Genomic DNA, 11,356 nt, shown 5'->3' with positions numbered 1-11,356 from the left:
CGGCGGCTTTCGGGCTGCGGTAATAACGTCTTGATGCGTTTAGCAGACGTGTAGCAGGTTGCAGGAATTTATCCGATGCGTCAATGACAATTGAGGGGGCAATCGGTGGCGTATTTGATCAGCATAGTCGTCGATTAGAGCGCCTTCAATATTTATTCTTTGTCTGGTTCGAGTGCGGACTGCATCGCCGAATGCGATTGATGCACTGCGTTTCTGTCGTGTTCCTTGAGTCTCAGCGCGTGCATCGACGCGCTACGCGTCAACTGAAGAGATGCATCAACGCTGTGCGTGCATTGCTGACGCGTTCGCTTTCGCCGATTCGCCCCGGCAACAGATGAAACTCGACGGCGGGCAATGCGGGCAACCCGATGCTCGGCGGACAGGCGACCAGGCCCCCGCCGATCGACGATTCGTTCAGGCAGGAAATGCCCAGCCCGGCCTTCAGCGCCAGTTGCAAGCCGGCCACCCCGGAGGCGGAATGCGACACCAGATATGGCACCTTGTGTTCATCGAGGAGTTTCACGACGAAGCGCTGCAACTGACAACTCGACGGTAGCAAGACCAATGAATACGGCGTGACCGGTCGCGGACTGGCATCGGCCGCGCAGACCCAGAGCAGTTTCTCGCGCCGCACCACGGTGCTTTGCGCGCTGTCGCGGCGGTTGGTGGAGCGTGTTCTCCCGGTGACGAGCCGCAACGAGAGGCCGATGTCGTATGACGCATCGTCGCCGGCGCTGCTATCGATCACGGCGCTCGGCTGCACGGTAACGTGCAGTTTCAGGCGCGGATGCTGTTCCGAGAACGTCTTGAGAATGCGCGCGATGTCGAGCGGACGGTAGTAGTCCGTGATGGCGATGCGCAGTTCGCCGTCGAGCGAGCGGCCTTGCAGGTCTTCGAACGCCGCCTCGCTCATGGCGATGATGCGGCGCGCGTGATCGAGCAGGCGGCTGCCGGCCGGCGTGGCGGTCACACCCTGCTTGCTGCGCACGAAGAGCGGCTGGCCGGCGCGCTCCTCGAGTTTCTTCAACTGCTCGCTCACCGACGACTGCGACAGGAACACGCGTTCCGCGCCCGCCGAGACGCTGCCCGATTCCGCGACGGCGACGAAGGTGCGCAGTTGAGTCAGGTCAAATCCGCGTTGGCTCATGATTCGGTATATCCGATGAAAGTCATCTGATTTTCCGGCTTTTCCGATGGTTTGCCCAGCCGTAGGATACCTCCAATTCATTCATTGCAGAGGCTGTCATGGGAAACGATTCGATTGCCGCCGTGCCGGTACCTGGAGCGCGTACGGCGAGCCATCGGTGGAAGGTGCTGGGTGTCGGCTTTGCGGCGAACGCGAGTTTCTCGGCCGCTTTCTCAGGGATTCCGACCACGGCCGTGTTTTTGCGTTCGGGTTATCACCTCGGCAACGATGGGCTCGGGTTGGTGCTCGGCATGCTCGGTTTGGGCATCGCGGTCAGCGAGTTGCCGTGGGGTCTGTTGACCGACCGTTGGGGCGACCGCCGCGTGCTGTTGCTCGGACTTCTTTCGACTGCCGCGGCGCTAGCCGGGCTGGCATTGTTCGTGGTGCCGTCCGGTGCGCATGTGCCGAGCGTGGCGACGCTCGCGCTCGGCCTGCTGCTCGTCGGCCTGCTCGGCGGTAGCGTCAACGGGTCGAGTGGCCGTGCGGTGATGGCCTGGTTTCGTGAAGGTGAGCGCGGCCTCGCGATGAGCATTCGGCAGACCGCGGTGCCGGCCGGCGGGGGCCTGGGTGCGCTGATCTTGCCGGCGCTCGCCTCGAAGTTCGGCTTTGCCAGCGCGTACACCGTGCTGGCCCTTGCGTGTGCGATTACTGCGGCGTTCGCATGGTGGTGGCTGCATGAGCCTTCGCACGTCGAGGGGAACGGTGCAGGTACGGCTCGCAACGCTGCGGTTGCCGGAGCAGGAGCAGGTGCGGCGCCGGCGAAGGTTTCGCCGTTACGCGACATCGGCATCTGGCGTGTGGCGCTCGGCGCCGGCACGTTGTGCGTGCCGCAGATTGCCATCGTGACATTCGGGACCGTCTTCCTTCACGACTTCGGCCGCGCCGGTGTGCTGGCGATCAGTTTGACGATGGCGGCCGTGCAAACCGGCGCCGCGATTGCGCGGGTCTGGAGCGGTGCGTGGACCGACCGGCGCGGCAATCGACGCGCTTACATGCGCGCCTGCAGTGTTCTGACCGCGGTGCTGTTCGCATTGCTCGCCCTGGTGACGGGGCTGGCCGGCATGCACCATACAGCGATGACGGCGGTGGTCGCGCTGATGATCGTGTTGGGCGGCATAAGTGCATCCGCCTGGCACGGCGTTGCCTTCACGGAACTGGCGACCCTCGCAGGGACGAGCCGTGCAGGCACCGCACTCGCGATCGGCAATACCTGCGTCTTTCTCACGCTGTTCCTGACACCGCTCGCGATTCCGCTGCTGCTGTCGGTGGGTTCGTGGCCGATGGTGTGGGCGGTAGCCAGCGTGTGCGCCTTGATCGCGCTACCGGTATTTCCGCGCACGGCTCGCGTTAGCAAACTGACGGCGGCACGCGCTTGTGATGCCACATGAGGATGTAGTGGTGGCCGGTGGCGGCATGCTGCCGGTCACATCGTAGTTTTCCACGCGATGGGAGCGGCGGCGCGCGCTCTCGTCGCTGTGTTGCTTTTCAGACGGAATCAAACAGCAAGAGAAAGACTCTCGCATATTCGATTTGCATAATTGCGCGTGCCTGCTTTGATAGTTTCGCAATGGACTATCAAATTGTTGGCGGGTTTCAGAGCACTCCGATTTTCTCCGGTTTGTAGCAGTGGTTTTATGGCCACCCTTGGTGTGGCGTCCTACGCCACTGGGCCATTAGAGCACGCATGAAGCGAGCGGTATTTCCTTATGCGTTCGCTGAGTATGCCTACAACAACAGAGACAAATCATGACGAACCTTCGAGTCATTCTTGCGGACGATCATCCTTTCGTTCTGCTTGGCGTTCGGGCCGCGCTGGAAATGCACGCCGATGTTGCCATTGTCGGCGAAGCGAATACACCCACTTCATTGATCACGCTGTTGGAGAGCACGCCATGCGATGTGCTCGTTACCGACCTGACGATGCCGGAGGCATCCGGTACGGTCGAAGATGGGCTGGATCTTGTCAGGCGAGTCCGATCCACGTGGCCATTGTTGCGCATCGTCGTGATGACGGCTCTGACGAACACGGAGATTCTGCGCGCGATCGTGTCAGACGGCGTATTCAGCGTGCTCAGCAAAATGGAAACACTCGACGAGCTTTGGCAAGCGATTGAGGCGGGCAGGAAGGGGCAGGTATACGTCGGCCGCTCCATCATTGAAGCGCTTGCTCAGCCTCGAGATGACGCGAGCGAGCTGCCCTCTGTATCGCGACTGTCCTCCAGGCAGGCAGAAGTTATAAAAATGTTTGTGCGTGGCCAATCGGTCTCCGAGATCGCCGCGGCGCTCGGATGCCATCGTCGCACTATCAGTCGTCAGAAACGTGAGGCAATGGCTAAACTCGGCGTCGCCAATGATCCGGGCCTTTTTGCTTATATCCGCGCACATGGAGTTTGTGGAAGTTAGATCGCATATCTAATCAATTGTAGGAATGGAACAATTGATCATTTAAGAGCGATCTTATGTCTATCGGCCAGAATATGATTAATGATCGCGGCACGGCCAGTTGCTCCGGAGAGAGCGACAGATGCATTTTGGCCAGGCGCTCGGACTCGAGTTGAGTCGCGTGTCGCCGCATGCGGCCGAACTGTGCGATCCAGCTTGTCTTGAAGGCGTGGAGATGATTTTCGTGAGTGAAGACTTGGTGCTGCCCGAAAGCGTCAGGTCCGGATCGCGGATCATCTGCCTGACCGAGAAGCCGAAGCCGACTGGCTATCGCATCCTCGACAACAACGTGCGCGTCAGTATCAACCCAATCTCGTGGCGCGGTCTCGGCGCCGCGTGCGCCGCGGCGATGACGGGACTGCCTTCCGTGGCGCCGCGTTCCACCGGCATGCCGCGCAAGGCCGAAGGCGCCGCGGTCCCGCCGGACCGCGAACAGGCAATCGCCAGCGGACGGCTGATCCTGGTTGCGGAAGACCATCCGGTCAATCAGGAGCTGATCCGTCATCAACTGGCCTTGCTCGGTTTTGCCTGCGACGTGGCGAACGACGGCGTCGAGGCACTGGCCGCGCTCGACCAAACCAGCTATGGATGTCTGATCACGGACTGCCACATGCCGAACCTGTCCGGCGACGAATTGGCGCGACGCATTCGGGAGCGGGAGCAGGGTGGCATGCATCATTTGCCGATCCTCGGGATTACCGCGAACACCGCGCCGGAAGACCTGAAGCTATGTCGTGACGCTGGTATGGACGACTGCCTCGTCAAGCCGACGCGGCTTGCGACGCTACGCGAGTACCTGAGCCGTTGGTTCGGCACTGACAGCGCATGGCAAGCGGCTCCCGGTGAAACGGTCAGCGCACCACCGGCTTCCGGGCCGGATGCGCATGGTGGTGCCGAGCCATTTGTCCCGGTCGACCTGAGTCATATGACGCAGTTGTGGGGGAGTGAGTCGACCGTTAAGGCCTTGCTCGATTCATTCGTTTCATCGGTGCGCGAAGACGTGCAGGCATTGTCTCCGTTACTCGAACACGTCGAGGTTGAGCGTCTGCGCGAGTGGCATCATCGCGTGGCAGGCGCGGCGAGCGTTTTGCAGTACCCGCCGCTGCTCAACGCGTTGGAAGACTACCGCCGGGATATCACCGTCAAGACGCCGGAACGCTTGCGTAGCGACGGGCTGGCATTGATGCGCAAGTGCAATGCGATGCTGGATGGAATCGAGGAGCAGGCTGCGTTACTTGCATGACGCTGCTTCGCTCCGCACCGAGACAGCCCGTAGCGGCTCGCTAGGGCGATCGCATTGACGCGCGCTCGTGACTGAATCCACGCGGTGAATCGAGAGGACGAAAAAAAACGCGGCCGAAGCCGCGTTAAAGATTTGGAGACATCCCTCGATGAAGGAGTCACTTCTCGCAGTCGGAAGCATAATCGGGATGGCGCAAAAGATTCAGTACGAATTGCGCAATTAACTGTTTGTAAATGTCGATGAAGGCGTCGCGCAGATCGCCGCGATGTCATTTGACCCCGACGCAAACACCCACAACGGATTTGCACTAGTATGTGGTGGCTCTGCGCGTGACCGAAATGTCGGTGCGGCGGTGCATCAAAGTCCGGAGAAGACCATGATTGCGCTTCGAAAACTGAATCTTGCTGTGGTGTTGTGGGCGTTGGCGTCGGGCGTCGCCTTTGCGGATACGGTGGCGTTGAAGGCTGACCTCGAACCATCGAGCGAAGTGCCGCCGCGCGTGAGTCACGGGCACGGTATGTTGAACGCCACATTCGATACGTCGACCAAATCCCTGCAATGGACGATCACCTATGAAGGGCTGAGCGGTCCGGCAACCGCCGCGCACTTCCACGGTCCGGCGCCCGTCGGGCAGAACGCCAAGGTCCAGGTGCCGATCGGCAAGGACGCGTTGGCGAGCCCGATCAAAGGATCGGCGGCGCTTACCGAACAGCAGGTGACGGACCTGATGGCGGGGCAGTGGTACTTCAACGTCCATACCGACCAGAATCCGACGGGAGAGATTCGCGGGCAGGTTTTGCCGGCGAACTAGGCGAGAGGAATACGAAAAAAACCTTGCCTGGTGGCGCGGGCGCTTTTTCGGGATTAGAAGCCGCCGTCCACCGGCGCGGCGGCGAACGCACGTACCATGTTGGGACACTATCGAAGGAGCGTGTCCCGATGAGTTGGCAAAGTGCACTCGCGTGCTGGTATCTGCGTAAGCAGTTTCGACCGCAAACCCTCAAGCCGACTATCAACGTGGAGAAGGCGCGTGCGCTGACAGCCAAGCGCGCCTGGTCGCCGCGCGTGCCGGGCGGCTGGCGTCTGCGTGAGTCGTACGGGCCGAACGATTGGCCGCTGCAGGGTGAGTGGATCGAGCGTGCTGACGGCGCGTCCACTTCTGGGAATGCCCCGACCGTGTTGTATTGCCACGGTGGTGGCTACTACTTCTGTTCACCGCGTACGCATCGCTCGCTCGTATTCGGCCTCGCCACACGAGCGAACGCACCGATCTTTTCCCTCGACTACCATCTTGCGCCCGAACATCGCTTTCCAGCGGCGCTCGACGATGCAACCGCGGCCTACCGTCAGCTGATTGCGAACGGCACGCCGCCCGAGTCGATCGTGATCGCGGGGGATTCAGCGGGCGGCGGCCTTGCGCTCGCTACGGTAGTCGCCTTGCGCGACGCCGGCGATCCACTGCCGGCAGGCTGCCTGCTGTTCTCACCGTGGACCGATCTGGCTGCTGCCGGCGCCACCATTCGCACCAACGACGGCCTAGATCCGATGTTCAGCGGTCCCGCGATCGCGCGGGCCGCGCAGGTCTATCTCGGCGACACGCCTGCCACGCATCCCTACGCTTCGCCGGTCTATGCCGACATGCACGGCCTACCGCCGCTCTTCATCATGGCGGGCAGCACCGAGGTATTGCTCGACGACTCGCAACGGGTTGCCGACAAGGCGCGCGCGGCGGGCGTGGACTGCGAACTCGAAGTGTGGAAGAAAATGCCGCACGTCTGGCCCTTGTTCACGCCGTTCATCCCGGAAGGCGGTCGCGCGCTCGACTGCGCCGCGGCCTTCGTGCGGCGCGTGACGAGTGCGACAACGAGCGGGCGCGGCACGGCCGCTCAGCCGTCCAGGGTGACGTCGATTGCCTGATAGGCGGCTTCGACGGTTTCCTGGCCGTATTGCCGCTCCAGCCGCCGCACGGTGAAGTGACCGTGCGCGACCTGCTGGAAGTGGTCGATGAACACCGTATTGACCATCGCGCCAAGCACCGCGCCGATCGCCGGAATCGACTTGGCGGCGATCTGCTCGCTCACCTGCACCGAAAAGCGCGCAGCAATGGTGTTGAGCAGGCGTAGCAAGGCCGCCGAACCATGCGCGGTGAAGCCTTTCGTCGCGATTTCGGATGAAGCCTTCGATACCGCCTGCGCCAGCGCGCCGCGCATGATGAAGTAGCCGAAGTCGGCGTCGTCGTCGGCTTTCGAGGTGCCGCCCATGCCGAGCACCGTCAGGCATTGCAGCTGCGTGTCGATCGAAGACAGATCCTCGCCCTCGCTGCGCGCGATGTCGCAGATCGAGCGAAACATCAGCGTGGTCGTGACGGGCAACTCGACGGGCAGCGCGAACAGACCGAACGCGCCGCCGGCCGCGCCGGTGGTGGCCACGGCGAACTTGTGCAGCAGGTTGCTCGGCTTGTCGGGCACCACTAGGGGCGAGGCGCCGGCCTGCCGCCCCAGCGTGCGCAGCGCGATCGAGAGGCACTTGCGCAACGCCAGTTCCGTCGCATCCGTGACCTTTTCGTTGGCAAAAGCCGGCATGCGCGCGAGCAGCTTCTCGAGCGGCGCGCCGACGATGCTTGCCAGTTTCATCGCCAGCGCGGGGCTCTCCAGTTCGTGTTTCGCGCGTCGCAACGCGCCCAGGTCGTCGTCCGATAAGGATTGTGCTGCGAGCAAACTCGGCTCCATGTGCCTCCCTGGCGTCATGTATTGTCCATTCTTCAGTCGATTGCCAATGCGGTGAGCGGCACCGGCGCGTTCCAGCTTAGAGCATCACCTCATGGTATGATTCCCAATTGTTTGACGAGTCAACTTTTGCCCCATCAAAAATGGCTGTCCATACCGCGGCCCACCACTCGAGTGGGCAAGTTTTACCGTTCCGTGAGTCGCTACTGGCGATGCTCGGCGTTTCCTTCGTTTCGATGCTGGTCGCATTGGACCAGACCGTGGTCGGCACCGCGTTGCCCACGATCGTCGCGGAACTGAAGGGTTTCGAGCTCTACGCGTGGGTCGGCACGTTGTATTTGCTGACCTCGGTGATCACCGTGCCGATCTTCGGCCGCCTTGGCGATTACTACGGGCGCAAGCCATTTGTGATCGCATCGATCGTCGTGTTCACTGCCGCTTCGGTGCTCTGCGGCGCTGCCAACAACATGCTGTTCCTCGTGCTTGCGCGCGGCTTGCAGGGCATCGGCGGCGGCATGCTGGTCGGCACCGCCTTCGCGTGCATTCCTGATCTCTTTCCCGACTCGGTCGTGCGACTGCGCTGGCAGGTGCTGATGAGTTCGGCATTCGGGATTGCGAACGCGGTGGGGCCGTCGCTCGGCGGTTTTCTCACGCAGTACTACGGCTGGCGCTCGGTGTTTTACGTGAATCTGCCGGTCGGCTTGCTGTCGCTATTTTTCGTCTGGCGCTTTCTGCCGCATCTGCGGCACATCGAGCACGAAGGCAAGATGCGGCTCGATTGGCCGGGTGCGTTGTTGATCGCGGTGGCGCTCGGCTCGCTGCAATTGTTCGTCGAGTTGTTGCCGAAGCACGGCGTCACCTTGGGCGCCTTCGCGCTGCTTGCATTGAGCGTCGCCTCGGCATACGGCTTGTGGCAGTGGGAAAAACGCTGCCCGACGGCGATTCTGCCGGTGGATATGTTTCGCAATCGCAGTCTGGCCGCGCTGTTCACGCTCGCGGTGCTGGGCGGCTTCACGATGTTCTCGTTGCTGTTCTACGCGCCGTTGCTATTTCAGGGCGGTTTCGGGATGTCGCCGAAGGAGGCGGGGCTCGTCATTACGCCGCTCGTCGTGTTCATCACGATCGGCAGTATCGCCAACGGCCGCATCGTCTCGCGTGTACGCAATCCGAATCTGATGCTGTACGTCGGCTTCGCGCTGGTGGCGCTGTCGTGCCTCGGCGTGGTCGTTGCGACGCGTGCCATGCCGCAATGGCTGCTGATGTCGTTCATGGTGCTCGGCGGACTCGGTCTCGGTTTCGTGATGCCGAATCTGACGATCTTCGCGCAGCAGACTGCGGGCCGCGAACACCTCGGTATTGCCACCGCGCTGCTGCAGTCGCTGCGAATGATCGGCGGGATGATCGGCACGGCGCTGACCGGTACGCTGATCAGCCATATGTACGCGAGCGGCGTGCGTAGCGCGCTGGAAAACGATCACGCGTCGCAGTGGTTTGCCGATCTCGGCGACCCGCAAATCCTCATCAATCGCGATGCGCAAACCACCTTGCTCGGCCAGCTGACGCATGCTGGCCACAACGGTGCGATGTTGCTCGAGAGTGCACGCGAGGCGCTCGTTTCAGCAATTCATCTGGGTCTCGCGCTGGCGGCGATCATCGCCGTGGTGTCCGTGTGGCAAAGCCGCCGTGTGCCGCCAGTCAAGCTTCAGCGCAAGCTCGAGCCGGTGATTCACGCGGATTGATTTTTTAGCCTTACCGTTTTACTGACAGATCATGGAAGAACAGGACCGCGTCGCCGTCATGCAGCAATTCGGCCGCACTTATCGGGCGTTCATGTCGGCGTTCGAGGCCCACGTGGGTCATCCGTTGCCGCGCTGGCGCATTCTGCTCGCGCTGCACGAACAGGCCGGCGAGTCGTCGCAGAAGCGGCTGGTCGAGCGCTTGCGCGTCGATCCGGGCGCGCTGACGCGGCAGTTGAAAACGCTGGAAGGTTTAGGCTGGATTGCTCGCAGCATGGATACGCGCGATAACCGCGTGACCAATGTGCGTTTGACCGAAGCGGGACGGTCGGCGACCGAAGCCAGCTTGCCGCGTCGCAATGCTTTTTTGCACGACACGATGGCGGCGTTGCCGGACGAAGCGCTGAGCGCGTTGTCGGGGGCGTTGAAGATGCTGGAAGTGCGGATTGGCGAAGTGGCGGCTGCGACTGCGTCGGCTGGCCAGGTGCCCGACACGGCGGAGGCCGACCCGGCTCGCTAAGCCAGCGAGGATCAAACCTGCCGATTGAGCGGCAAGCCTGCAACAAACGGCGCGCCACCTTGCGGTGAAACGCGCCGGGTCTATCACGATCAGAAGAACGTTTCGATCACTTCCGTGACGCGATACGACGGATCGACCACCAACACCTGGCGCCACTTGTCGAACGTCAGGCACGGATGCGAGATGTCGAACGCGATCATGTCGCCTACCTTCAGATCGGCGCCCGCTGGAATCCGCAGATACGCGTGCTGATCCATCAAACCGAAAATCTCCCAGCCTTCGCTCGCCGCGATATCGCGTGGCGCTTCGGTGCCCGGACGATAGTGGCGCGACGGCTCCGGCATGCCTGCGTCGAAAGCGGAGTCACGCTTGCCGAGGCCGATGATCGCGCGATCCGGTTCCGGAATCGACTGCACATACGCCCACAATTGCAGCGCCGGCAGCAAGCCTTCGCCCATTTTCTTCGCGACCGGATTGCGCGCGAAGATGTCCGTCTGCGCCTTGCGGTAGACGCCGACGTCATGCGTCAGATAGCAGCCGGGCCGCAGCACGACTTCGACCTTGCCGGTCTCCGAGGCCTTCACGAATTCTTCCGCGACCACGTCGTACCAGGCCGAGCCGGCGCCTGACAGAACGGCTGGCGTGCGGGCAAAACTCCCTTCGTCGACAAGCGCGCGCGTTACAGCGACGGCGCTCTGCAGGAACTCGCGCACTTCGTGTTCTTCTTTCAGCACGCCTTCATACAATTCGACGCCCGCCAGCTTCAGCACATCCGGATAGCGCGCGATTGCCTCGAGCACCGCATTGCGCTGCGCTTCGTCGCGCACGCCGGTGCGGCCGCCCGGCACGCCGAGCTCGAGCAACACCTGCAGCGGCTTGCGTACCGACGTGAAAAACTGACCCAGTTGCTCGACGCCTTCGACCGAATCGACGAGGCAGAAGAACTCGAAATCAGGGTCGCTCAGCAACTCGGCGATCATCATCATGTTGCGGCGGCCGACCAGCTGGTTGGCCATCAGAATCCGCGACACACCGCCGTGATACGCGGCGCGCACCTGATGCGCGGTGGCGAGCGTGATGCCCCATGCGCCGGTTTCGAGCTGACGGCGAAACAGCTGCGGTGCCATGGTGGTTTTGCCGTGCGGCGCGAGCTTGACGCCGTATTCCGCGACGAACGCCTGCATCCACTTCAGGTTGTGTTCCACACGATCCGCGTACAGCACGGCGGCAGGCAGACTCACGTCTTCGTTCAGCAGGTTCCACTCGAGGCGCGCGGCATCCGTGAGTTGGATGCTGGTGCCCGGAACCATGCCCAAGCCCTTGCTATAAGGATCAATCGTTGCGCCCTGATAGTTTGTAACTTTCATGTCTCCCTGCTCCATCGTCCAGTTAAATCGAATCAAAGTTGACTTTACCATGTTACCGAAAGTACGATGCCTGGAGGAATGTTATTTAGTACCACGGTTTTCCGGAAGCGCTTTGTAAGCGTTCGCGAGACACCTC

9 protein-coding genes and 1 pseudogene are annotated in these 11,356 nt (G+C 61.9%); 7 read left to right on the top strand and 3 right to left on the bottom strand.

From position 1 onward, the window contains the following. Positions 1–259: 259 nt before the first annotated feature. Positions 260–1,147 (bottom strand): LysR family transcriptional regulator, encoded by an 888-nt coding sequence (locus KHO33_RS24275; protein ID WP_200563905.1) that lies wholly within the window; start codon positions 1,145–1,147, stop codon positions 260–262. Between the two features lie 98 nt (positions 1,148–1,245). Here KHO33_RS24275 and KHO33_RS24270 point away from each other — a divergent pair, with 98 nt between their 5' ends. From KHO33_RS24270 to KHO33_RS24250, 5 genes and pseudogenes are all read left to right on the top strand, one after another. Next, positions 1,246–2,574 carry an MFS transporter gene (locus tag KHO33_RS24270; protein ID WP_200563904.1) on the top strand — a complete coding sequence of 443 codons (1,329 nt, stop codon included), beginning with the start codon at positions 1,246–1,248 and terminating at the stop codon, positions 2,572–2,574. A 358-nt stretch (positions 2,575–2,932) separates the two neighbouring features. Further along, positions 2,933–3,589 (top strand): response regulator transcription factor, encoded by a 657-nt coding sequence (locus KHO33_RS24265; protein ID WP_200563903.1) that lies wholly within the window; start codon positions 2,933–2,935, stop codon positions 3,587–3,589. A 121-nt stretch (positions 3,590–3,710) separates the two neighbouring features. Next, positions 3,711–4,871: pseudogene (locus KHO33_RS24260) on the top strand (response regulator); the annotation flags it as partial. A gap of 376 nt (positions 4,872–5,247) precedes the next feature. After that, on the top strand, positions 5,248–5,682 hold the full coding sequence (locus KHO33_RS24255) for a CHRD domain-containing protein (protein WP_200563901.1): 435 nt from the start codon (positions 5,248–5,250) through the stop codon (positions 5,680–5,682). Between the two features lie 128 nt (positions 5,683–5,810). Continuing rightward, positions 5,811–6,788 (top strand): alpha/beta hydrolase, encoded by a 978-nt coding sequence (locus KHO33_RS24250; protein WP_054037660.1) that lies wholly within the window; start codon positions 5,811–5,813, stop codon positions 6,786–6,788. Here the strand turns inward: KHO33_RS24250 and KHO33_RS24245 are convergent. Continuing rightward, complete coding sequence (locus tag KHO33_RS24245; RefSeq protein WP_054037790.1) at positions 6,758–7,600, bottom strand: EcsC family protein; 843 nt, start codon at positions 7,598–7,600, stop codon at positions 6,758–6,760. The two genes, KHO33_RS24250 and KHO33_RS24245, sit on opposite strands and share 31 nt — an antisense overlap. 140 nt (positions 7,601–7,740) lie before the next feature. Here KHO33_RS24245 and KHO33_RS24240 point away from each other — a divergent pair, with 140 nt between their 5' ends. Both KHO33_RS24240 and KHO33_RS24235 read left to right on the top strand, forming a co-directional pair. Further along, complete coding sequence (locus KHO33_RS24240; RefSeq protein WP_200563899.1) at positions 7,741–9,336, top strand: MDR family MFS transporter; 1,596 nt, start codon at positions 7,741–7,743, stop codon at positions 9,334–9,336. 31 nt (positions 9,337–9,367) lie between these two features. Further along, positions 9,368–9,853, top strand: coding sequence for a MarR family winged helix-turn-helix transcriptional regulator (locus KHO33_RS24235; protein WP_054037662.1), 486 nt, complete (start codon positions 9,368–9,370; stop codon positions 9,851–9,853). 89 nt (positions 9,854–9,942) lie between these two features. On the opposite strand, the gene KHO33_RS24230 is transcribed toward KHO33_RS24235, so the two are convergent. Then, on the bottom strand, positions 9,943–11,220 hold the full coding sequence (locus KHO33_RS24230) for an amino acid deaminase (RefSeq protein WP_200563897.1): 1,278 nt from the start codon (positions 11,218–11,220) through the stop codon (positions 9,943–9,945). Between the last annotated feature and the right edge of the window lie 136 nt (positions 11,221–11,356).

The sequence above is a fragment of the Paraburkholderia nemoris genome, assembly GCF_905221015.1.
GTDB classification, from domain to species: Bacteria; Pseudomonadota; Gammaproteobacteria; order Burkholderiales; family Burkholderiaceae; genus Paraburkholderia; species Paraburkholderia nemoris.
The sequence above is the reverse complement of the archived record's forward strand: the minus strand, read 5'-3'. Positions and strand labels throughout refer to the sequence as shown.

Bases quoted from the DNA above. Each gene is read 5' to 3' on its own strand.
- KHO33_RS24275 (WP_200563905.1), bottom strand. From the start codon at position 1,147: ATGAGCCAACGCGGATTTGACCTGACTCAACTGCGCACCTTCGTCGCC.
- KHO33_RS24270 (WP_200563904.1), top strand. From the start codon at position 1,246: ATGGGAAACGATTCGATTGCCGCCGTGCCGGTACCTGGAGCGCGTACG.
- KHO33_RS24265 (WP_200563903.1), top strand. From the start codon at position 2,933: ATGACGAACCTTCGAGTCATTCTTGCGGACGATCATCCTTTCGTTCTG.
- KHO33_RS24255 (WP_200563901.1), top strand. From the start codon at position 5,248: ATGATTGCGCTTCGAAAACTGAATCTTGCTGTGGTGTTGTGGGCGTTG.
- KHO33_RS24250 (WP_054037660.1), top strand. From the start codon at position 5,811: ATGAGTTGGCAAAGTGCACTCGCGTGCTGGTATCTGCGTAAGCAGTTT.
- KHO33_RS24245 (WP_054037790.1), bottom strand. From the start codon at position 7,600: ATGGAGCCGAGTTTGCTCGCAGCACAATCCTTATCGGACGACGACCTG.
- KHO33_RS24240 (WP_200563899.1), top strand. From the start codon at position 7,741: ATGGCTGTCCATACCGCGGCCCACCACTCGAGTGGGCAAGTTTTACCG.
- KHO33_RS24235 (WP_054037662.1), top strand. From the start codon at position 9,368: ATGGAAGAACAGGACCGCGTCGCCGTCATGCAGCAATTCGGCCGCACT.
- KHO33_RS24230 (WP_200563897.1), bottom strand. From the start codon at position 11,220: ATGAAAGTTACAAACTATCAGGGCGCAACGATTGATCCTTATAGCAAG.